This window comes from Mycobacterium sp. E802 (assembly GCF_001666875.1).
Lineage (GTDB): Bacteria > Actinomycetota > Actinomycetes > Mycobacteriales > Mycobacteriaceae > Mycobacterium.
In genome coordinates, this window is record NZ_LZJD01000189.1 from 44723 (window position 1) to 66593 (window position 21871).

Below are 21871 nucleotides of genomic sequence, written 5' to 3' on the forward strand. Positions count from 1 at the left end.
TGCTCAACTCGCTAGGGTCGAGAAATGAGTGAATCAATGATGATTCGGCGTCTCGCATGGGCGACAGTCGCCTTCTCGATGATCGGCGTTGGCGCGGCGTGCAACTCGGACAGTTCGGACAGCTCCACGACCTCGCAGCCGTCTGTCACGACGAGCTCCACCACGAATGCCACCGCACCGTTGACGGGTTTCCTCGAAACCCAAGATGGCGCAAAGGGATCCGTCACCTACAAGGCGGAGCTACCGCAGCTGAAAGGCGGCGACGCCGTGGTGCGTGACGCGTTCAACGGCGCGATGCGTACCGCCCTCGACGACTATCTGAAACCCAACGAGGACAACCTGTCCGTCACCGTCGCGCCCGGCGTGCTGAACGAGGATGATCGCAGCGAGGTCGCCCACATCGGCACCGGAGCCGTGGCCGGCGTGTTGCTGCTCAACATCTTCGTCGACCATGCAGCGCATCCGTTCAACGTAGTGGCGACCACGGTGATCGACGCCCACACCGCCAAACCGATCATGATCACCGACCTGTTCACCGACCCGACCGCCGGGCTGACCGCCCTGGTCGACGGCATCAAGTCCGAAATCGCCGCGGACGAGAAACTGGCCGGCCAACCCGCACCCGAGCCGGTCGCCGATCAGCTCGCCAACTGGGTGCCCGACGACGACGGCCTGGTCGTGTACCTGCCAGTCGCCCACGTGCTCGGCGACTACTACCCCGTCACCGTCGACTGGGACGCGTTGTCCGGGGTGCTGGCGCCGGGGATGCGGGAGAAGTTGACGACGTAGTTTCTACTGCGCTGGCCGGTCACCGATCTCCAGGCCGGCCAGCGGTGACGTGCCGTCGAAGATGGTCTTGCCCCACTCACGCACAGTGCAGCGAAGCGCACCGGCCAGGAACTCGTAGTCGCTGTCGATGTTGCGGCGTTCGGCGGGAAGCGGTACGGGCAACACGTGCGGGGATCCGCCGCTGCCGCGTCCGTCGAGTTCCACCACGAATTGCGGTGTACGAGCGGTGATCTGCCAATGCCAGCTGTCCCGGTCGAATTGGTAGTTCACCAGCGCGGGAGGGGTGAGGCGCAGCACGCGTGAGCCGAGCCGAACCACCACGCCGGTGACTTCCTGTCCCACCGGGCCGAATTCGAGCAGACCGCCCGAAAACGCCACGCAGACATCGTCGGTGCCGAAGTCGTGAGCTTCACCCCACCACCAGCGCTGCGGGAAGCCGGCTCCCCAATTGCGTTCGCAGTACAGCCGCGCGTCGTCGAACTGCCAGTCGATACCTGCGCCTTTCACCGTCCCGGAGGCGCGCCCGCCCAGGCAATACGGCTGCCAGTACTGGTTGAGGAACGGAACCGAGGAGAACAGGCCACCTCCGCCAAAGACCTTCGGCCATGGCTGGGTGTTGTCCACGGCGAGGTCGACAGTCATGTCGTCGATGGTCAATCGCAACCCCGACCGGTTGGCGTCCAGAACGTTGCCGCCGCTCTCGGCGCGCACCACGAAATCGCGCCGGTCGGCTTCGACCCCGTCGATCGCGGCAGCACGAACCGTCCCGCCCGGCTCCAGAGCGATCGCCGACGTCGACCAGTCCCCGTCGGGATGCTGGTTGCTACTACACAAGGCGACCACCACCCGGCCTGAGGCCGCATCGGTGAGCCGCCAGAACCAGCCCTCCATCTCGGTGCCATGGGACGGCAACGGATCCCCCAGCGGCACGTCAGCGCCCGTCCGGCGATACAGCGCCACGAGTTCCCGGGCCGGCCAGGTGAGGACATCAACAGCATCCATGCTGCCCTGGTACCCAGATTCGGCAGCAGATGCACGTCGAAAATGGTTGGTTTCGATCGCGTCCGGCACGGGGTACAGGGCAGGCAGCGCGGCACCACGGCGGGCCGCAGAGCGAGAAAGGACGGCCCGGTGATTCCGTTTATCTGCCCGAGTTGCGGTGAGTTCGACATCGAGTCCCCCGAGTGCACGTCATGCGCACACCGTGAGCCCGAGGTGCAGGACGCCGCCGCCTGAGCGGCGGCATTCCAGATGTCCGAAGCCCAATAGAGAATGGCCCCCGGAGATTCCTCCGAGGGCCATTCTCGCTGGTAGCGGGGACAGGATTCGAACCTGCGACCTCTGGGTTATGAGCCCAGCGAGCTACCGAGCTGCTCCACCCCGCGTTGCGAATACAAGGTTACCGGGGTCTTACGCAGAGCTCCAAATCGTCTGCTCAGCGCTGGTTTTTGGTCGAATCCGGCCCGAGAACCACCGCAGAATCAGTCCGCATAACGCACGACTTGACCACAGCGGAACACCCCGGCCGGGTCATGCCGCTGCGCCAGCGCGGCCAGCCAGTGCCGGGTGTCCTCGTCGTAGACCCGCCCGGCCCGTCCGGCGTCCTCCGACGGCGCGAAATTGGCGAGCTGGCCGCCGCTGGACCAGCGGGACAGCGCCACCATGAGCGCACCGGCCTGCGGCACCACCACATCGGCCACCGGTGGCACCAGCACCCCGATCGTGGTCACGGCGAAGGCGGCGTCGCGATGGCAGAACGCGCTGCGATGACGACCCTCGCGCGCCAGGGCGCCGCCCAACATGCGTAGTTCGACGATCGTCTGCACCGAGCCGGAATCGGGGCCGGCCGCACTCAGCAACACCTCGACGGTTTCCGCGGTCAATTCCCGTAGCAGCGTGTGGTGTTCGTAGACGGGCATCGGGTCGACGGGGTCGGCATGCACGGCTCCGATTGCGGCATAAGGCAATACCGCGACGGTGTCGAGCACCGGCGTGGCCACGGCGCGCATCGGTGCCAGCAGCCGCTCGGCCTCCGCGAAGTCACCGAGCGCGGCATAACGCACCGCCACCGTGAACCGGCCGGCCAACGGTTCGGGAACACCCGGCATTGCTGGGAGTTGTTGCAGCGCGATCGAGGTCGAGACGGACTCGGGCAGATCCGCACACCAGTGCGCCCATTCCCGCAGGACCACTGCCGCGTCGACACCGTCGAAAATCACCGTGCCACCGTAGAACTCAGGAATCGGCAACAGCTCGATCTCGACAACGGTGACGATGCCCAACGTCGACTTGCCGCCGCGCAGACCCCAAAAGAGCTCGGCGTTCTCCTCCGGACTGGCGCGCAGCAGCTCCCCGGTGCCGGTGACCAACTCGAACGACCGCACATAGTCCGCGGACAGGCCCACCGAGCGCACCAGCGGTCCGATCCCGCCGCCGGTGAGATACCCGACCACGCCGACCCCTGGCGCCGAGCCACCCAGCCCAGCCAGACCGTGCGGCGCGGCGGCGTCGAGGACGTGCTGCCAGGTGGCCCCGGCGGCCACCCGCGCAGTCCGGGCCACCGGATCGACGGTGACAGTGTTCATCTCGGCCGTCACCACCAGGATGGTGTCGGGTTCGACGGCCAGGGCACCGTGTCCGGTCGCCTGCACAGCCACCCGAAGCCCGCGAGCCGCGGCGAACCGCACGGTGTTGGCGATGTCATAGGCCGTCGCCGCCAACACCACCGCCGCGGGCTCCACCCTGGCCGCCACATTCCACGGGGTGGCTCGCTCATAGCCGGCTTCCCCCGGTAATGCGACGGGGGCGGCGACGTGGGCGCGTAGGCCCTCCAGTGCGTCGTCAAGCCCGCCGTGCGGAAGATCGGTCAGGGTCATCGAGGTCCTCTCAAAAATGCTGCTGCGCAGCCGATGCAATGTCGGCGCACAGCATGCCCGGGACCTCTTGGCGTTGACTTGGTGTCCAGGTCAACTCACGGCGAGCAGACGCAGATGTACCCGACACGCCGGGCGGTGCGGGACATCTGCGTCTGCTCGCGGGAAGACGTTACTTCGCGGAGTCGTACTTGTTCATCGCATCGTTGAGCTTCTGCAACGCGTCACCGTACTTGCCGAAGTCACCGCTGCGCTGAGCATCGCGCGCCGCCGACATCGCCGACTCGATCTCCTTGAGCGCGGCGGACTTGGCCGGCGACAACTGCACCGGCTCGCCCGGCGGCACCGCTGCGGGCGGGGCAACCACCTGCGGCGCCTGACCATCGGCATTGGCCGGCGGCGGGGCGGCCGCCGGCGCTTCCGGTGTACCGGCCGCTGCCTGCGGCTTGTTGTCCGTCGGCGCCACATTGGTCGCGGTGGCACCGGCACCCGGGCCAAAGATCTCCGTCAGCGCATCACTGACGGTCGGGGCGTAACCGACCTTGTCGCCATAGAGCATCGCCACCCGAATCAGGCGGGGATAGGACGACGCGGCGTCGCTGCTGCCCGGTGAGGCGTAAACCGGTGCCACATAGAGCAATCCACCGTCGGCCACCGGCAGGGTCAACAAGTTGCCCCAGCGGATGCGGTTCTGGTTGTCGCGTCCGATCACACCGAGATCCTGGGAGACCGCGGTGTCGGTACTGATCGCGTTGAACGCCAACTTGGGACCGTTGACCTGGCCCGGGATGGTCAACACGGTGATCTTGCCGTAGTTGTCCGGATCGGAGCTGGCACTGATGTAGGCCGCCAGGAAGTCACGCCGGATCCAGTTCATCGCACTGGTCAACTGGAACGACGACGAGCCGTTGTTGTGGGCGATGTCGCGCGCCACGATGTAGTACGGCGGCTGGAAACTGCTCGCCGTCGGGTTGGGATCCAGTGGTACATCCCAGAAGTCGGCGTTGGTGAAGAACTTCACCGGGTCGTCCACGTGGTACTTGGCCAAAAGCGCGCGTTGCACCTTGAACAGGTCCTCCGGGTAGCGCAAGTGGTTCTGCAGCTCCGGGGAGATGTCCGACTTCGGTTTGACCGTGCCCGGGAAGACGTTCATCCAGGCCTTGAGCACCGGGTCCTGCTCGTCCTGCGCGTACAGCGTGACGGTGCCGTCGTAGGCGTCGACGGTGGCCTTCACCGAGTTACGGATGTAGGACACCTGCTTGTCGGGCGCCAGGCGGTTGAGCGCCACCTCGTTGGAGTCGGCGGTCGCACTCGACAGCGTCGTCAACTCCGAGTACGGGTAGTTGTCCAGCGTGGTGTAGCCGTCGACGATCCAGACCATGCGCTTGTTGACGATGGCCGGGTAGACGCTGGTGTCGGTGGTCAGCCACGGTGCCACGGCCTCGACGCGCTGCGCCGGGTCACGGTTGAACAGGATCTTGCTGTTTTCACCGATCACATTGGACAGCAAGAAGTTCCGCTCGGCGTACTTGGCCGCGAACACCGACCGGGTCAGCCAGTTGCCGATCGGGACGCCGCCGGCACCGGTGTAGGTGTAGTTCTTGGTCTCGGTGTTGTTCTCGTAGTCGTACTCGCGGTCGACGTCACCGTTCTTGCCGACGATGGCGTAGTCGGCGGACGTATCGGCGATCACCGGACCGAAGTACACCCGCGGCTGATCCAGCGGCGCCGGTCCGGGCGAGATGATGCTGCCGTTGGCCCCGACCACACTGGCCAGGAACTCCGGGTAACCGCCGTTCTGGTTGGGATCGTTGGCGATTCCGCGCACGGTGTTGGCCGGCGAGGCGATGAAGCCGTTGCCGTGGGTGTAGACGGTGTGCCGGTTGATCCAGTCCCGCTGGTTGTCGATCAAGCGGTCCGGGTTCAGCTCGCGCGCGGCCACCACGTAATCGCGCAGGTTGCCGTCCGGGCCGATGTAGCGGTCCATCGACAACTGATCCGGGAAGTAGTAGAAGTTCTTGCCCTGCTGGAACTGGGTGAAGGCCGGGCTGACGATCGTCGGGTCGAGCAACCGGATGTTCGACGTGGTCGCCCGGTCGGCCGCGACCTGCGCGGCGGTGGTCTGCGCGTTGCTCTCGTAATTGCGATAGGTCACCGTGTCATCGGTGAGGCCGTACGCCTGCCGGGTGGCGGCGATGCTGCGGCTGATGTACTCGGCTTCTTTCTGCGCCGCGTTGGGCTTGACGCTGAACTGCTCGACGATCAGCGGCCACCCCGCGCCCACCACCAGCGAGCTCAGCAGCAACAGCACCACGCCGATGGCCGGTATCCGCAAGTCCCGCAACACGATCGCCGAGAACACCGCCACCGCGCAGATCACCGCGATGGCCAACAGGATCAGCTTCGCCGGCAGCACGGCATTGATGTCGGTGTAGCCCGCGCCGGTGAACGGTTTGGCCGCCCGGGTATTGCTCAGCAGTTCGTAGCGGTCCAGCCAGTAGGCCAACGCCTTGAGCAGGATCAGGATGCCGACCAGGCTGATCAGCTGGATGCGCGCGGCACGGCTCAGCGCACCGCTGCGCCCGGTCAGCCGGATTCCGCCGAACACGTAGTGCCCCAGCAGGTTCGCGACAAACGCCAGGAACGTCGCAACGAACAGGTAGGTCAGCACCAGCCGGTAGAACGGCAGATCGAACGCGTAGAAGCCCAGGTCGCGGCCGAACTGCGGATCGGTGATCCCGAAGTCTCCGCCGTGCAGGAACAACTGCACCCGCACCCAGTAACTCTGCGCGATGACGCCGGCCAACAGACCGATGAACACCGGCACGCCGATACCGAACAGCCGCAGCCGGGCCAACACCGTGGTGCGGTAGCGCGCCACCGGGTCGTTGGGCCCGGCGGCCGGGACGAACACCGGACGGCTGCGGTACGCCAGCGCCAACGCCGCGAACACCACGGCCCCGATGAGCAGCCCCACCACCAGGAACACGATCACGCGGGTGGCCAGCACGGTGGTGAACACCGAGCGATACCCGAGCTCGCCGAACCACAACCAGTCGACATAGCCGTCGACGACGCGTGGCCCGATCAGCAATGCCAGCACCACCACCAGTGCCAGTGCGATCAGCACCCGGCTACGTCGCGTCAGCTTCGGCATCCTCGCCGCGGGCCGCATCCCCACTCGTGAACTCCTGTTTCAGCCTCGGTGGACTCGTGACATGCCCGGTGGGGCCGCCCGATTTCCTACAACTCTAGCCATTCACAGGTTGGGCACGGTTCAGCAGCGAGGCGGTTCGCCACCGGCAGAAATCGTGTGCAACGCGTCGACCGCCTGGCTCAGCGTTTCCACCCTGACCAACTCCATGCCCTCCTGCGGCGCCGAGCGCGCCTCGGTGCAGTTGTCGGCGGGCACCAGGAACACCGTGGCGCCGGCCTCCTTGGCGGCCAGCATCTTGTGCGTGATGCCGCCGATGGACCCGACCTTGCCCTCGCCGGTGATGGTTCCGGTGCCGGCGACGAACTTGCCGTCGTTGAGATCACCGGTGGTGAGCTTGTCGACGACGGCCAGGCTGAACATCAGGCCCGCCGACGGCCCGCCGATGTTGGCCAGGTGGAAGTTGATGTCGAACGGCGCCCACGGCGCGTCGAGCACGCCGACACCCAGGAAGCCGTAGTCCCGGTCGGGGTTATCGCCCATGGTGATGGTGGCGACCCCCGGTGGCGCGTTCTTACGACGGAAGTCGATCACCAGCTGATCGCCCGGCTTGGTCTTCTTCAGAACGGCCTGGAACTCGTCGAGATTGGCCACCGGGGTGCCGTTCACACCGTCGATCGCGTCACCTTCGCGCAGCTTGCCCGCCGACGGGCCGGGATCGGTGACGCTCTGCACGGTCACCGCCATCGGGTATTTCAAAAATGACAGCGCGGCGTACTCGGCACTGTCCTCGGACTTCTTGAAATCCGAGTTGTTGGCCTTGTCGATCTCGTCGCGGGACTTGTCCGGCGGGTACACCAGATCGCGCGGGACCATCTGCTCACGGCCCGACATCCACAACGCCAGCGCCTGCCCCAGGGTCAAGCCGTCGCGCTGGGAGACGGTGGTCATGTTGAGGTGCCCGGAGGTGGGATGCACGTGCGCGTCGGGTCCGTTGATGTCGACGACCTCCTTGCCCTCGACCTCGCCGAGGGTGTTGAACGTCGGACCGGGCCCCAACGAGACGAAGGGCACCGTCACCACCGAGAGCACCACCCCGAACGCCAGGATCGGCACCAGGGCGACGAGCAGCGTCAAAATCCGCCTGTTCACGCCGCCCACAGTAAAGCCTGCGTCGTGGTGTTCACCCACAGCGTGACCCGCAGCCACACCCGGGCACTGTGTCATGAGTACCGTTATGGGTATGGCTGACCTGCCCTTCGGCTTCTCCGCCGGGGACGACCCCGACCGAGACAAGCAAAAGAAGGACCCCGATTCGGGGTCCGGTTCCGGCAATCCCGGGCCAGGTCCCGGTGCAGATCCGTTCGGCTTCGGCATGGGCGGTGGCAACTTCAACATGGGTGACCTCGGCCAGATCTTCACCAAGCTCGGTGAGATGTTCAGCGGCGCCGGCGGGGCGATGACCGGCGGCAAACAACCCGGTCCGGTGAACTACGACCTGGCCCGGCAGTTGGCGTCGAACTCGATCGGGTTCGTCGCACCGGTGCCGGAAAAGACGACCGGCGCCGTCGCCGATGCCGTCCGGTTGGCCGAGACGTGGCTGGACGGGGTGACTCCCCTGCCCGCCGGCACCACCAAATCGGTGGCCTGGACGCCCAGCGACTGGCTGGACCACACCCTGGACACCTGGAAGCGGCTGTGCGATCCGGTGGCCGAGCAGATCTCGTCGGTGTGGGCTTCGGCGCTGCCCGAGGAGGCCAGGAGCATGGCCGGGCCGCTGCTGGCGATGATGTCGCAGATGGGCGGCATGGCCTTCGGGTCTCAGCTCGGTCAGGCCCTGGGCAAGCTGTCCCGCGAGGTGTTGACCTCCACCGACATCGGCTTGCCGTTGGGGCCCAAGGGAGTCGCGGCGCTGATGCCCGACGCGATCGAGTCACTCACCGAGGGGCTGGAACGTCCCCGCAGTGAGATCCTGACGTTCCTGGCCGCCCGTGAGGCCGCCCATCACCGGTTGTTCAGCCACGTGCCATGGTTGCCGAGCCAGCTGCTCGGCGCGGTCGAGGCCTTCGCCAAGGGCATGAAGGTCGACATGTCGGGCATCGAGGACTTCGCCCGCGGGTTCAACCCCGCCTCCCTCGGCGATCCGTCGGAGATGGAGCAGTTGCTCAACCAGGGCATCTTCGAGCCGAAGGCCACCCCCGAGCAGGAAGCCGCCCTCGAGCGGCTGGAAACCCTGCTGGCGCTCATCGAAGGTTGGGTGCAGACCGTCGTCACCGCGGCCCTGGGCGATCGCATCCCCGGCACCTCGGCGCTGGCCGAATCCCTGCGGCGCCGTCGCGCCACCGGCGGCCCGGCCGAACAGACCTTCGCCACGCTCGTCGGCCTCGAACTGCGCCCACGCAAGATGCGCGAAGCCGCCCTGCTGTGGGAGCGGCTGACCGACGCAGTCGGGATCGACACCCGTGACAGCGTGTGGCAGCACCCCGACCTGCTGCCCAGCGCCGCCGATCTCGACGAGCCGGCCGCCTTCATCGACCGCATGATCGGCGGCGACACCGGCGACCTCGACAGTGCCTTCGAGCAGGCCTTCGCCGACCTGGAGAAAGAGCAGCGCGAGGGCCACGACAAAAGGGACGACAACGGGGACGACAAAGGCGACGACAACGGGGACCAGCCCGACCGGCCCTGACGCCTCGGTGCCTGTGGATAACTGAAACGCCCGGTGCCGCGGCCGTGGCAGAGTCATCGCATGACGCGCTATGTACTCGCTGCCGGCAGGCCGATCCTGCTGCGCCCCGACGACGCGGTTCAACTCGGCTGGGATCCTCGGCGCGCGGTCTTGGTTCGTCCCCCGGCCGGCATCACCCAGGCCCAACTGGTGCACCTGCTGCGCACGCTGCAAACCGGGGCCACCCGCGACGAATTGGTCACTGCGAGCGAGCCATTCACCGGTGCCGACGCCCTCGACGAACTGATCGATGCACTGACCACGGCGGGTGTCCTGACCGCCGCACCGGACGGTCCCGCCCGATCGGCATCCGTCCGCGTTCATGGCCGCGGACCGCTGTCGGAACTGTTGGCCGGCGGCCTGCGCTGTTCGGGCGCACGGGTCCGGCGCAGTACCCACCCGCACGCCCGGGGCGTGGCGGCCGCCACCGACCTGGTCGTGCTGGCCGATTACCAGGTCACCGACCCGAGACTTCGGCAGGAGCTGCATCACGGCGGCATCGCCCACCTACCCGTCCGGGTGCGTGACGGTGCCGGGCTGGTCGGACCACTGGTGATCCCGGGGGTGACCAGTTGTCTGCAGTGTGCGGATCTGCACCGCGCCGACCGCGATGCGGCGTGGCCGGCCGTGGCCACCCAGCTCCGGGGTGCGGTCGGCACCGCCAGTCGGGCGACCATCCTGGCCACCGCGGCGCTGGCCATGCGGCAGGTCGAGTTGGTGATCCGGGCGGTCGGACACACCGCCGACCGGCAGCCGGTCCCGCAGGCGCCGCCCACGCTGAACACCACGCTGGAACTCGATGCCGACGGGTACTCGATCGTGGCAAGACGCTGGTCCCGCCACCCGGACTGCCCATGTTGAAAACGAATGTTGCCAGTTGGTTGTGGGCCGTTCAGCCAAGTCATGGATGATGGTCTGGTGTCTGACATCAAACGGGGCAGCGTCGCACGGAATGCGAAGCTCGCCGGCTTGGCCGGCGGCATGGCGGGCCGGGCCGCATTGGGGTTCGGTAAGCGCCTGACCGGCAAGTCCAAGGACGAAGTCACCGCCGAATTGATGGATAAAGCCGCCCAACAGCTGTTCACCGTATTGGGTGAGCTCAAGGGCGGGGCGATGAAGGTCGGCCAGGCGCTTTCGGTGGTCGAGGCCGTCATCCCCGAGCAGTACGGCAAGCCCTACCGCGAGGCGCTGACCAAGCTGCAGCGTGAGGCGCCGCCTCTGCCCGCGGCCAAGGTGCACCGGGTGCTCGACGGGCAACTCGGCACGAAGTGGCGCGATCGGTTCACGTCGTTCGACGACACCCCGGTGGCGTCGGCCAGCATCGGCCAGGTGCACAAGGCGGTCTGGTCCGACGGCCGTGAGGTGGCCGTCAAGATCCAGTACCCGGGTGCCGACGAAGCGCTACGCGCCGACCTCAAGACGATCCAACGTCTGGTCGGCGTGTTCAAGCAGCTGGCCCCCGGTGCCGACATCCAGGGCATCGTCGACGAGCTGATCGAACGCACCGAGATGGAACTGGACTACCGGCTGGAGGCCGACAACCAGCGGGCGTTCGCCAAGGCCTACCACAACGATCCGCACTTCGCGGTCCCTGCCATCATCGCCAGTGCACCGAAGGTCGTCATCGCCGAATGGATGGACGGCGTACCGATGTCGGTGATCATCCGGGAGGGCACCCCCGAGCAGCGCGACCTCATGGGCACCCGTCTTACGGAACTGACGTTCGACGCCCCGGCGCGCATGGAGATGATGCACGGCGACACCCACCCCGGGAACTTCATGTTGCTGCCCGACGGCCGGATGGGCGTCATCGACTTCGGCGCCGTCGCCCCGATGCCCGGTGGTTTCCCGACCGCGCTGGGCGAGACGATCCGGCTGGCCCGCGACAAAAACTACGACGAACTGCTGCCCACCATGGAGGCAGCCGGTTTCATCCAGAAGGGCGAACAGGTCTCGACCGAGGAGATCGACGACATGTTGCGCCAGTACGTCGAACCGATCGAGGTCGACGTCTTCCACTACACCCGCCGCTGGATTCAGCGCATGGCAGCCGGGCAGATGGACAACTCGGTGGCCCAGATCAAGACCGCCCGCCAACTCGACCTGCCGCCGAATCTCGCCATCCCGCTGCGGGTGATCGCCTCGACCATCGCGATCTGCTGCCAACTCGACGCGCACGTTCCCGTGAAAGCGATTGCCACACAACTGGTCCCGGGCTTCTCCGAAGAAGCTGCCTAGCTGCCGGCACGCCGACTCTGCGGCCAGGGCGCAAATGCTCGCTTGAGAGCAATACGCCCTGAGCGCAGAGTCAACGTATTGGCACACCTCACGCCGCAGCCGGATTGCCCGCGGCATTCTTACGCGGACGCCCCCGAGGCCGCTTGCGGGCCACGATGGTGCCGCGGTCGAGGATCTCCCCGCCCCACACACCCCACGGCTCCTGCCGTTCCAGCGCGGCGGCCAGGCACTCGCGACGGATCGGGCAATCCGCGCACAGTGCCTTGGCCTGCTCCAGATCGACGGGGCTCTCGGCGAACCACAGATCGGGATTCCCGATGTGGCACGGCACCGCCGGCAGCCGCTGCTCGCATGTCACCGGCGCGACGCTCACCTCCGGAGCGGTCATCGCAATGGACATGTGTTGTGTCCCCCTGATTCCTGGTCGTAGTTGTCGGCGATCTGTCTCTTCGAGGGATCTGCGACCAGGTTTTCCGGGGTGTGCGAACAACTCCCAAAAAATTTGGCCACGGATCCGGTTGACTGCGGGTCCGTGGCCTAGTGGCTGGTGATGGGAGCTCTACCTAGAGGGGGCTCCGATCCACGGACGCGCCAGTCGCGGCGGCGGGGCGGCGCTTACGCTGCGGTGCAATAGCAGCGGCCGGCCACGCGGCGGCAGCGGCGGCGGCATGCCGATGCGCCGCCGGGAAAGCGGCGGCGGGGACGGCGAGCACGGACGAGGGCATGCCTACTGCCGCTACACCGCTGATACCGATGTTGTTATCCATTGCGGGCACCCTCCTTCCGTCTCGTCACCAGAGCTGTGTTACGAGGCTAAAGCCTAACAGCAGAACTGCACAACTAATTTTCTACCTGCGGTTTTGGCGCGATCTTTACGAATCTTGGCGGCCCTTGACCCGTGCGGCGACCAGCTCGAGAACATCCGGGCCGTACTGCTCGAGCTTGCGCGCACCGATACCGGGAAGGGCCACCAACGCGGCCTCGTCGGTGGGCATCGACTCGGCGATGGCGATCAGGGTGTTGTCGGTGAACACCACAAACGCCGGCACCTTCATCTCCTTGGAGACCTGCAGTCGCCATTCCTTGAGCTCGGCGAGCAGCCCCTCATCCAGATCGGAGGGGCAGGTTTCGCAGCGGCGCAACATGATTGCCGGCGGCGTCGACAGCGCGGCGTTGCAGACCCGGCACCGCGGCGCCGGACCCCGTTGCCGGCGCGACCGTTCCGGCCCCGGGCCCGCCGTCTTCTGCAGTTGCGGGGCGATGCCGTTGAGGAACCGCGATGGCCGCCGGCCCTGACGCCCACCCGGGGTACGCGCCAACGCCCAACTGAGCCCGAGATGGACGCGGGCCCGGGTGACCCCGACGTAGAGCAGCCGGCGCTCCTCCTCCACCGGCTCACTGTCGGGGCCGTGCGCAAGCGCATGCGAGATCGGCAGCGTTCCATCGGCCAGGCCGACAAGGAACACCGCGTCCCATTCCAGGCCCTTGGCCGCGTGCAGCGAGGCCAGCGTCACCCCCTGCACCACCGGGGGATGCCGCGCGTCGGCACGCTGGCGCAGCTCGGCGACCAGCGCTCGCAGATCCAGTTCGGGGCGCACCGCGACTTCCTCGTCGACCAGCTCGGCCAACGCCGTCAACGCTTCCCAGCGTTCGCGCGCCTTGGTGCCGGCCGGGGGTTCGGCGCTGAGGCCGAGGGGTTCGAGGAGCTCACGCACCAAGGCGGGCAGGTTGTCCTCGGGGATGTCGCGTTCGGCGAACCGGTGCAACGCCACCAGGGCCTGACGGATCTCCTGGCGACTGAAAAAGCCTTCACCGCCACGCACCTGAAAGGCGACGCCGGCTTCGGTGAGCGCCTCCTCATACACCTCGGATTGGGCGTTGATTCGGTACAGCACCGCGATTTCGGCCGGCTCCGTACCGTTTTCGATCAGCTTCTTGATGGAGCGGGCGACGGCATTGGCCTCGGCCACCTCGTCGGGGTACTCCGAGAACGTCGGCTCGGGACCGGCGTCGCGCTGGCCCACCAGGTGCAACTTGCTGCCCGCCATCCGGCCCCGCGCCGCTGCGATGACCCGGTTGGCCAACGACACCACCTGCGGCGTGGAGCGGTAGTCCCGTTCGAGCCGGACCACGGCAGCGTCGGGGAAACGGCGGGAAAAATTCAGCAGGAACCGTGGAGTGGCGCCGGTGAACGAGTAGATGGTCTGGTTGGCGTCACCGACCACGGTGAGATCGTCGCGCTCCCCCAGCCAGGCATCGAGCACCCGCTGCTGCAGGGGCGTGACGTCCTGATACTCGTCGACGACGAAGCAGCGGTACCGATCGCGGAACTCCTGGGCGACCGCGGCGTCGTTCTCGATGGCCGCGGCGGTATGCAGCAGCAGGTCGTCAAAATCCAGCAGCGTCGAGCCGTCACGGCGGGCTTTGAGCGCCTCGTACCCGGCGTAGACCGCCGCAACCTTGGCCGCGTCGAACGGGATGTCCCGACCGGCTTTCGCCACGGCGGCACCGTAAGCCTCCGGCGTGATCAAAGATGACTTGGCCCATTCGATTTCACCGGCGAGATCACGCACGTCGTCGGTGCTGGTCTGCATCCCGGTCCGGTTGGCGGCCTGCGCGACGACGGCGAACTTGCTGTCGAGCAGCTCCCACCCGGTGTCCCCGACGAGGCGGGGCCAGAAATACTGCAGCTGTCGGCGCGCCGCGGCGTGAAACGTCACCGCTTGCACCGCAGCGGTGTTCACTCCGGCTTCCTGCCCCAGGGCCCGCAACCGGCCGCGCATCTCGCCGGCGGCCCGCGCGGTGAACGTCACCGCGAGCACCTGACTGGGCGCGACGTGGCCACCGGCCACCAGGTGTGCGATCCGGCGGGTGATGGTCCGGGTCTTGCCGGTGCCTGCGCCGGCGAGCACGCACACCGGGCCGCGGGCGGCCAGCACTGCCTCCCGCTGCTCATCGTCCAGATCGCCCAGGGCGGTCGAGGGAGCCTCCAACGGCATGCGGTCCATGATGTCAGGGACCGGTGACAGACCCGGGCGCGCGGTCTATCGCTGCCGGCTCAACCACTGGTCGAACGTGGTGGGCGCGATGCGGGCGCCGTGGCCGGGCAGCAGCGCGTTGCCGGACATCGACAGACCGAAGATCGACGACCACGTCGGCACCAACGTCACCTCACGGCCGCGCGCGGCCAGGGTGCGCCGGGCCATGTCGACCAGATCCTGGGTCTGCGGGCCGGCCACGTCGACGTAGCGGCCTTGCGGGTCACCCACGACGATCTCGGCGAGCACGCCGGCCACGTCATCGGGATCGATGGGCTGCACCAGCAGCGGTGCGATTTCGGCACGCCCGTTCTGCTCGGTCCAACTCACCACCATCTCGGCGAAATCGTGGAACTGCGTCGCAGGCACGATCGTCCATGGCACAGACCCGGCTTGCACCAGCCGCTCCTGCTCGCGCTTCCCGGCGTAGTGCGGATTGCCCTCGATGTCGTGGATTCCCACGATCGAGAGCAGGACGTGGTGCTTGACCCCGGCCCTGGCCTCGGCAGCGAGCAGAGTGCGGGTGGCGGTGCCCAGGTAGTCCACGGTGCTGTCCCGGTCCGCGGGCGGGGCACTGATCGCGTCGACGACAGCCTCCACCCCGGCCAGCGCCGCATCGAGCCCGTCACCGGTGGACAGGTCCACCCCGTTCGAGCGGCTGATCGCCACCACGTCGTGTCCAGCACCCTGCAGCGCCGCGACCACGCGCGCCCCGATGTTTCCCGTAGCCCCGGCAACTGCGATCCGCATGACGACTCCTGTCCTGACCGATAGATATCTCGGACTATATAGGTCCTTGATATCTGTAATAAACTACGGCCCGTGAAACTTCCCGTGGCCACCGAGTGGGCGCTGCACTGCGCGACGTCACTGGCGCAGCTCGAAGCCGGGACCACCGCATCGGCCGCCGATCTCGCGGAGTACTTCGACCTGCCCGCGGCCTACCTCGCCAAGCAGCTGCAGGCACTCACCCGTGCGGGCGTGTTGACCGCGACGACCGGCCCGCGCGGTGGGTTCCGGCTCGGGCGGGCACCAGCCGACATCACGCTGCTGCAGATCGTCGAAGCCGTCGACGGCGCGGCCGCTCCCTATGAATGCCGCGAGATCCGACAGCAGGGCCGCGGCGCCCTACCTGCCGCCTGGTGCCGCCACGAGTGCATCCTGGCCGTGAAAATGGCTGAGGCGCACCAGGCCTGGCGGGCCAGCCTCGACGACGTCACACTTGCCGACATCCTCGCTGACATCCCGGCCGCAGCGCCGGCCCGCACCCGAAAGTTGCTGGGCAGGTGAGCCTCACGACACCGAGAGGAGTCGGCTCAGTTCCTCGCGCCCCTCGCCGTCGAGCGGGAGCAACGGCAACCGCGGCACGCCGACGCCCTGTCCCACCAGTTCCAGACCGCCCTTGATCGTCGTGGGCAGACCACCGGCGACGATGAACTCCAGGAAGGGCTTGAGTTCGGCGTAGATGGCCTCGGCCTTCGTCCAGTCTCCGGCCTGTGCCGCTGCGTAGAGATCCAGGCACGGCTGCGGCAGCAGGTTCGGCGCCGCTGTACACCAGCCCCTGGCTCCCGCCTTGAATGCCTTGAGAATCATGGGATTACTGCCGTTGTAGAACGGCAGCCGGCCGTCGGTGAGCTCGGACAGTCGCTCCATACGGGTGATGTCACCGGTGGATTCCTTGACCATGGTGACGTTGTCGATGTCGTTGAACATCTGCACCAGCAGCTCCGGTCGCATGTCGATGCCACTGGTCGCCGGGTTGTTGTAGACCATGATCGGAATCCCGATCGCGGCGCCGATGGACGCATAGTGCTGGGCGATCTCCCGCTCGGACAGCTTCCAATACGAGATCGGCAGCACCATGACCGCGTCGGCACCGGCCCGCTCGGCGTACTGCGCCCGGCGAATGGTGTTGGCCGTGGTCAAATCTGACGCGCCGATGATGACGGGCACCCGACGGTCGACCACGCCGATCGTGGTGTCGATGACGGCATCGAACTCGGCTTCGGTGAGGTACGCCGACTCACCGGTGCTGCCCAGCGGGACGATACCGTGCGCTCCGCCGGCCACCAGGCGTTCGACCAGGGCAGCCAGCTTGCCCGTGTCGATCTGGTGGTCGTCGGTGAACGGGGTCACCGGATAGGCGAGAATTCCGTGGATCTCAGTGTTGGCGGTCATTCTGGTTGTTCCTTTGCGGTTCGAATCCGGATCGGGGCTGAGGCGTGCGGGGATGCTCAGCTGGTGAGCGCGTCGGGGTGATTGCGCAGCGCGCGCCGGGCGTAGTAGGCGAAGTTGGCCTGGCTGCGTTTGGGCCGCAGCGTCCAGTCGTGGGCCTCGCGCGCCAGTCGCGGCGGCAACTCGGCGATCGTGCCCGCCGCCATGGCAGCCAGTTGCAGTTTGGCGCCGCGCTCGATCAGCATCGCCAGCGAGCATGATTCCTCGATGCTCGCTCCGGCGATCACATGGCCGTGGTGGGCCAGCAGGATCGCCTTCTTGTCCCCCAATGCGGCGCTGATGATCTCACCCTCTTCGTTGCCGACCGGAATGCCGGGCCAGTCGGCCAGGAAGGCGCAATCGTCGTACAGTGGCGCGATATCCATCTGCGATACCTGCAGCGGGACTTCCAGCATCGACAGCGCCGCGACGTGGAACGGGTGGGTGTGCACGATGCACTGAACGTCGGGCCGGGCGCGGTAGATCCAGGTGTGGAATCGGTTGGCGGGGTTGGCCATTCCCTCACCCTCGAGGACGTTGAGATCTTCGTCGACCAGCAGCAGATTGTCTTCGGAGATCTCGTCGAAGCCCAGCCCCAGTCGTTGGGTGTAGTAGGTACCGGGCTTGCCGGCCCGAGCGGTTATCTGACCGGCCAGGCCGGAGTCGTGGCCCGCATCGAAAAGCGCTCGACACGTCAACGCCAGTTTCTGCCGCGTAGTCAGGGTGGACTCCTCGATATGGGTCGACAATCCATCGAGCGCCCGCTGCATCAGAACCTGTTTCGAATCACCAAGCGTAGTCGTCATCTCGGCCTGCCTTTCTCTGTGGAGGGACCAGCGACACAAAAATGACCGTAGGACACTTTGTGTCCTCATGTCAACGGTGCTTGGCGCCAGCTACGCTTGCCAACAGGTGACACCATGTGTCCACAACCCGAGGAGTGTTCGATCATGGTTCTGGCAGCGGCAGTCCAACTCGATGCGGCGCTCGCCGATGTTCCGGCGAACCTGGCCGCCTGCGAGCGACTCGGCGATGAGGCCGGGCATGCGGGGGCACGCATCATCGCGTTACCGGAGTTCTTCTCCACGGGGATCGGCTTCGCAGCCTCGCTGGCCGATGCGGCGTTACCGCCCGACGGCCCCGCGACACAGCTTCTCACCACGCTCGCGCGTCGGCACTCAGCCCTCGTCGGCGGCTCTTTCCTGTGCCGTGACCCCGACGGACACGTCCGCAACGCGTATTTTCTCGCCGATCCGACCGGCGTAATCGGGCGACACGACAAGGATCTCCCCACGATGTGGGAGAACGCGTTCTACGTGGGCGGCAATGACGACGGCGTCATCGACACCGGCGAGTATCAGGTAGGCGCCGCGGTGTGCTGGGAGCTGATGCGCACAGACACAGTCCGACGCCTGCGGGGTCGCGTGGACCTGCTCATGACCGGCTCTGGCTGGTGGTCGATCCCGCGGTGGCAACCACATGCCGTGTTCGACCGGCTGGAGCGCAACAACCGACTCACCGCCCGCACAGCGGCGGCCTCGTTCTCGCGCTACGTTGGCGCACCCTGTGTCCACGCGGCCCACGCAGGCCACCTCGAATGCTCAATGCCCTGGCTACCGGCGACATACCGCGGCCACTTCGAGGGCTCGACCATGATCACCACAGCATCAGGCCAGATCGTCGCCGAACGACGGGCCGAGGAAGGCGAGGGCGTGGTTCTCGGCGAGGTCACAGTCGGCCGCCAAGATCCCAGTCTGTCCACGCCCAGCAGCTATTGGCTACACAAGCGTGGTCTCCTACCGAGGACAGTCTGGCACTACCAGCGCTGGCACGGCCGCCCCTGGTACCGACGCAACGTGGCAGGCATTAAATCGGGAGCACCGGCCTAGGCACGACTCCGCCGGGTGAAAACCCGGTCGAACGCGCGATTTTCACCTCTAAGGCCGCGGGTCCGGCAATGGTTTCCTTTATGACACATTGCGTCCTATGATTGGAGGCGTACTGCTCCCCACCGTGCACGTGAATCTCAAGTGCTCACGCGAGTCCTGAACGTAAGTCAGCGATTACGGCTGTACTCGGTGTGGGTGATCACCAGAACCTCGCTGGGTGCGCTGCCTCGCTGTCGGAGTTGGTGCGGCAGGGAGGCATCGAAATACGCGCAGTCACCGGACTCCAGGACCACCAACTCGTCCTGGTACCGCAACTCCACGGTGCCGGCGTGAACGAACACCAACTCCTGCCCGGCGTGTTCGGGATGAGGGTGGTCGGCGAACTTGAGCGTCGGCCGCACGATGAACGGCGACATCGACTTTCCGAGCATCCCCGCGGCCACCGCTTGATACCGGTTGGCCCCTCGCTCGCCCGCACGGTCGACGGCCAACGTCGTGACCGCCGGGTCCTCGGAGAACAGTTGTGCGACATCGACCTCGAGCGCGCGGGCCAGCTTCATCGCGACCGCGATCGACGGGGTGGAACGCTGCCGTTCGACCTTGGACAGATAGCTCTTGGTCAGCCCGGTCGCTTCGGCGAGCTCCTCAAGGGTCATGCCTCGCTGTTGACGCACAGCACGCACCAGAGCGCTCACAACACCTCCTGCCCGTAACCGCCGAAGCACACTTCGGTACATCGTCCCATAGGACAGCGGGTGTCATATCGTCGACATTCCGAATTGCCGGATCAGTCGCCCGCGCCGGCGACCAACGCCCACAATCCGTTCGCGCTCGCTCCGGTGGCGTACTCGGTGAGGACCTCGTCCCAGTACGCCACCGAACCGTACTCCGAACGCCACGCCAGGGCAGGCATGGTGAACTCGTGCAGCCGGTGCTCGCGCGTCGTACCGATCGCGCCGTGCACCTGATGAGCGTTGCGCACCACCACCGAGGCGGCGTGACCGACACACGAACGGGCAACCGCGACAAGGAAATCCAATTCGGCTGCGGACCAATCGGATCGAATCGCCGCATCCAGGGCACCATCGGTGGCGGCCCGGGCCAATGCCGACTCGGCGGCGATGTCGGCCACCAGGTGCTGTACGGCCTGGAACTTCGCCAACGGCCGGCCGAACTGCAGACGCTCACCGGCGTGAGACACCGACAATTCCAGAATCCGGTCCAACGCGGCGCATACCTGAACCGCCCGTACCAGTGCGGCGCGCCGGCTGAACTCCTCGAACGTCTTGTCTGGCACCGCAGTTCCGGTCAAACTCGCGATATCCGCGGTGATCGCGTCACGGGGCTCCCCCGCACTATTGCGCCCTCGACTGACCGACAGCGACGAGGTGTCCACATCGGCCACCCGCCAGCCGCTGGCGTCACGCCAGAACAGCACCACCCGATCGGCGTCCGCCGCCCACGGCACGCCACGAGCGGCACCGTCGTCATCGAGCACACACGCGGTACGCCGGGAATCGTCGATCGCCAATCCGGCCGTCTCCAGCAGCCAGCACGCCAACAGATCATGTTCGGCCAGCGGCACTTTCACGCCGTGGAAGGCCGCTGCCCGCAACAGCTCGACGGCCTCGGCCCAGCCGGCGCCACTGCCACCGGAGTCCTCGGACCCGGTCAGCCGAACCAGTCCCAGTTCACGCAGGCGCGCCCACAACTCGTCGACGGCCTCGCCAGGCTGATGTTGCTCCCGGTGCGCAGCGAAGACGGCCGACATCATCTCGACCAGATCGGCGTCGACACTCATCTCAACCCCAGTCCCCGCGCAATCACCCCACGCAACACCTCATTGGCGCCACCACGCAGGGTGAACCCCGGACGCTGGGCGACGGCGTCGGCCAACATCGCCCGGTAGGCGTCGTCATCGGTCTCACCGAGCACGTCGGCGAAATCGGCGATGTCACCTTCGGTGGCGGTGCCGAGCACCTTGACCACCGCGGCCGCGGTGTCAGCCGGCTCCCGTCGCTCCAGTGCCCCCGCGACCGCCATGGACATCTGGCGCAAACCGCTGATCCGGCCCAGATAGCGGCCCAGATCGGTGTGACGAGGCAGGGTTCCGTCCCGCATGAGCGAGGCCATGTCGGCCAGCAGCGGGAACGTCGACAGGAAACGCTCGGGCCCGCTGCGCTCGAAGCTGAGTTCCGAGGTCACCTGCTCCCAACCGTTGCCGATGGTGCCGAACACCATGGCCTCGGGCACGAACACCTCGTCGAGAATCACCTCGTTGAAGTGGCGCTTGCCGTTCATCGAGATGATGGGCCGGACATCGACGCCTGGTGCCGACAGGTCGACGATGAACTGGCTCAGACCGTCGTGGCGGTGCGCCGGATCCACCGGCGCGGTGCGGGCCAGGCAGATGAAGGCGTGGGCCAGGTGCGCACCCGACGTCCACACCTTGGTGCCCGTGATCCGCCAGCCACCCTCAGCCGGCACCGCCTTGGTCCGCACACTGGCCAAATCTGATCCGGAATCGGGCTCGCTCATCCCGATGCCGAAGTAGCACTCGCCTTTTGCGATGGCGGGCAGTAACTTTCGTCGCTGCTCCTCGGTCCCGTACTTGAGCAACGAAGGCACGATCTGGCGGTCGGCGATCCAGTGCGCTCCGACCGGGGCCCCGGCCGCCAGCAATTCCTCGGTGATCACGAAGCGCTCCTGATGACTGCGCCCGTGCCCGCCGTACTCCACCGGCACCGTCATCCCCAGCCAGCCGCGGGCAGCCAGGGCCCGACTGAAATCCTCGTCCCACCCGGTCAACCAGCTGTCGGCATACCGGCCGATTCTGCCGGACTGCTGCTGTTCGGCGACGAACCGGCGAACCTGCAACCTGAGTTCGTCGAAGGCGTGCGGATCACCCGATACCGGCGGCACAAGCCGAGCCATGCACGCTCCATCCC

The 21871-nt window shown here is 66.8% G+C and carries 18 protein-coding genes and 1 tRNA gene; 6 read left to right on the forward strand and 13 right to left on the reverse strand.

Features of this window, described 5'->3' with window-relative positions; genetic code table 11:
- Window positions 1-24 precede the first annotated feature (24 nt).
- Window positions 25-789, forward strand: coding sequence for an RsiV family protein (locus A5699_RS27530; RefSeq protein ID WP_067776895.1), 765 nt, complete (start codon window positions 25-27; stop codon window positions 787-789).
- A 3-nt stretch (window positions 790-792) separates the two neighbouring features.
- Here the strand turns inward: A5699_RS27530 and A5699_RS27535 are convergent, their stop codons facing one another.
- The 5 genes from A5699_RS27535 to A5699_RS27560 form a co-directional block, all read right to left on the reverse strand.
- On the reverse strand, window positions 793-1791 hold the full coding sequence (locus A5699_RS27535) for a tocopherol cyclase family protein (RefSeq protein ID WP_067776898.1): 999 nt from the start codon (window positions 1789-1791) through the stop codon (window positions 793-795).
- Window positions 1792-2097: 306 nt separating this feature from the next.
- Window positions 2098-2174, reverse strand: a tRNA-Met gene (locus tag A5699_RS27545).
- A gap of 96 nt (window positions 2175-2270) precedes the next feature.
- The gene (locus A5699_RS27550; protein ID WP_067776904.1) at window positions 2271-3665 is read right to left on the reverse strand and encodes an FAD-binding oxidoreductase; all 1395 of its coding nucleotides are present in this window, start codon (window positions 3663-3665) and stop codon (window positions 2271-2273) included.
- Window positions 3666-3834: 169 nt separating this feature from the next.
- Complete coding sequence (locus tag A5699_RS27555; protein ID WP_067776907.1) at window positions 3835-6843, reverse strand: UPF0182 family protein; 3009 nt, start codon at window positions 6841-6843, stop codon at window positions 3835-3837.
- A 96-nt stretch (window positions 6844-6939) separates the two neighbouring features.
- A complete protein-coding gene (locus A5699_RS27560; protein WP_067776994.1) occupies window positions 6940-7968 on the reverse strand; it encodes a PDZ domain-containing protein in 1029 nt (342 codons plus the stop codon).
- Window positions 7969-8059: 91 nt separating this feature from the next.
- On the opposite strand from A5699_RS27560, the gene A5699_RS27565 reads away from it, so the two are divergent.
- Genes A5699_RS27565 through A5699_RS27575 form a run of 3 tightly spaced genes read left to right on the forward strand, consistent with a single transcriptional unit; the run spans window position 8060 to window position 11782 of the window.
- Window positions 8060-9505, forward strand: coding sequence for a zinc-dependent metalloprotease (locus A5699_RS27565; RefSeq protein ID WP_067776997.1), 1446 nt, complete (start codon window positions 8060-8062; stop codon window positions 9503-9505).
- 60 nt (window positions 9506-9565) lie between these two features.
- Complete coding sequence (locus A5699_RS27570; RefSeq protein ID WP_067776910.1) at window positions 9566-10405, forward strand: cyclodehydratase; 840 nt, start codon at window positions 9566-9568, stop codon at window positions 10403-10405.
- A 42-nt stretch (window positions 10406-10447) separates the two neighbouring features.
- Window positions 10448-11782: an AarF/ABC1/UbiB kinase family protein gene (locus A5699_RS27575; protein WP_067776913.1), complete on the forward strand. Its 1335-nt coding sequence runs from the start codon at window positions 10448-10450 to the stop codon at window positions 11780-11782.
- An 88-nt stretch (window positions 11783-11870) separates the two neighbouring features.
- On the opposite strand, the gene A5699_RS27580 is transcribed toward A5699_RS27575, so the two are convergent.
- From A5699_RS27580 to A5699_RS27590, 3 genes are all read right to left on the reverse strand, one after another.
- On the reverse strand, window positions 11871-12182 hold the full coding sequence (locus A5699_RS27580; protein WP_067776917.1) for a WhiB family transcriptional regulator: 312 nt from the start codon (window positions 12180-12182) through the stop codon (window positions 11871-11873).
- 472 nt (window positions 12183-12654) lie between these two features.
- Window positions 12655-14781, reverse strand: a complete 2127-nt coding sequence (locus A5699_RS27585; protein WP_197508415.1) for an ATP-dependent DNA helicase UvrD2 — start codon at window positions 14779-14781, stop codon at window positions 12655-12657.
- A 45-nt stretch (window positions 14782-14826) separates the two neighbouring features.
- A complete protein-coding gene (locus A5699_RS27590) occupies window positions 14827-15570 on the reverse strand; it encodes an SDR family oxidoreductase (RefSeq protein ID WP_067776923.1) in 744 nt (247 codons plus the stop codon).
- A 72-nt stretch (window positions 15571-15642) separates the two neighbouring features.
- Between A5699_RS27590 and A5699_RS27595 the strand changes: the two genes are divergently transcribed.
- The gene (locus tag A5699_RS27595; RefSeq protein ID WP_067776925.1) at window positions 15643-16110 is read left to right on the forward strand and encodes an Rrf2 family transcriptional regulator; all 468 of its coding nucleotides are present in this window, start codon (window positions 15643-15645) and stop codon (window positions 16108-16110) included.
- 3 nt (window positions 16111-16113) lie between these two features.
- Here the strand turns inward: A5699_RS27595 and A5699_RS27600 are convergent, their stop codons facing one another.
- Together A5699_RS27600 and A5699_RS27605 are read right to left on the reverse strand one after the other, a co-directional pair.
- Window positions 16114-16998, reverse strand: a complete 885-nt coding sequence (locus tag A5699_RS27600) for a dihydrodipicolinate synthase family protein (RefSeq protein ID WP_067776928.1) — start codon at window positions 16996-16998, stop codon at window positions 16114-16116.
- Between the two features lie 56 nt (window positions 16999-17054).
- On the reverse strand, window positions 17055-17840 hold the full coding sequence (locus tag A5699_RS27605) for an aldolase (RefSeq protein ID WP_067776931.1): 786 nt from the start codon (window positions 17838-17840) through the stop codon (window positions 17055-17057).
- A 144-nt stretch (window positions 17841-17984) separates the two neighbouring features.
- Between A5699_RS27605 and A5699_RS27610 the strand changes: the two genes are divergently transcribed.
- Window positions 17985-18923: a carbon-nitrogen hydrolase family protein gene (locus A5699_RS27610; protein WP_067776934.1), complete on the forward strand. Its 939-nt coding sequence runs from the start codon at window positions 17985-17987 to the stop codon at window positions 18921-18923.
- Window positions 18924-19090: 167 nt separating this feature from the next.
- Here A5699_RS27610 and A5699_RS27615 read toward each other — a convergent pair whose 3' ends face one another.
- From A5699_RS27615 to A5699_RS27625, 3 genes are all read right to left on the reverse strand, one after another.
- On the reverse strand, window positions 19091-19618 hold the full coding sequence (locus A5699_RS27615; RefSeq protein WP_067776937.1) for a helix-turn-helix domain-containing protein: 528 nt from the start codon (window positions 19616-19618) through the stop codon (window positions 19091-19093).
- Between the two features lie 92 nt (window positions 19619-19710).
- On the reverse strand, window positions 19711-20724 hold the full coding sequence (locus A5699_RS27620) for an acyl-CoA dehydrogenase family protein (protein WP_067776941.1): 1014 nt from the start codon (window positions 20722-20724) through the stop codon (window positions 19711-19713).
- The gene (locus A5699_RS27625) at window positions 20721-21857 is read right to left on the reverse strand and encodes an acyl-CoA dehydrogenase family protein (protein ID WP_067776943.1); all 1137 of its coding nucleotides are present in this window, start codon (window positions 21855-21857) and stop codon (window positions 20721-20723) included. The genes A5699_RS27620 and A5699_RS27625 overlap by 4 nt, the downstream gene beginning before the upstream one ends.
- Between the last annotated feature and the right edge of the window lie 14 nt (window positions 21858-21871).